The sequence below is a fragment of the Massilia sp. TSP1-1-2 genome (assembly GCF_049896185.1).
In the GTDB taxonomy this organism is placed as follows: Bacteria; Pseudomonadota; Gammaproteobacteria; order Burkholderiales; family Burkholderiaceae_D; genus Telluria_A.
In genome coordinates this window covers 1-553 of the sequence record NZ_JAFCTU010000213.1, presented here as the reverse complement: position 1 = coordinate 553, position 553 = coordinate 1, and the positions used below count along the sequence as shown (strand labels likewise).

Annotated in this window: 1 protein-coding gene and 1 tRNA gene; both read right to left on the bottom strand. The window is 54.4% G+C overall.

From position 1 onward, the window contains the following. Positions 1-261 (bottom strand): preprotein translocase subunit SecE (locus ACP7BV_RS27775; RefSeq protein WP_426108144.1); only part of this gene is annotated, 261 nt, incomplete at its 3' end. A 34-nt stretch (positions 262-295) separates the two neighbouring features. Next, a tRNA-Trp gene (locus ACP7BV_RS27770) sits at positions 296-371 on the bottom strand. Positions 372-553: the final 182 nt, after the last annotated feature.

The window sequence follows — 553 nt, the reverse complement described above, 5'->3', positions numbered from 1 at the left end:
AGTAGGCCACACGACCTTCTTGGTTTCGCGAACGGATTCTTTGGCGAAGTTCAAGAAATCACGGCCAGTAGCGGAGCTCCACAAAAGCAGGACGGCAAAAACCAAACCAGCTACCAATGCGCCTGCGCACATGTAAGCTGGTTTATTCATGCCCTTCAGGTAGAAGAACCCGACGACGCCTGCGATCGCGGCAACGACTGCCAGTGCGATTTTGATCTTGTCGTTCGACGTGCTAACGGTTTGCACGGATTGATTAGACATACTTTTTTACTTTCGGTGCCCTGCACCAGAACGGTGGCAGGGACGGAGGGCATCGAACCCCCAACCTTCGGTTTTGGAGACCGACGCTCTGCCAATTGAGCTACGTCCCTACGTAAAACTTCAGCGGAATCGACTATTCTAGCACCAGACGCGCGTCCGGGCAAGATGCGATTTCAAAGGGGAAGCACCCTTGCGGTGGCCTCCCCTGTTACTGCTAATACTTACTTGCCGGCTTCCGACAGGATCTTGGCAACAACGCCAGCACCTACCGTACGGCCACCTTCGCGGATTG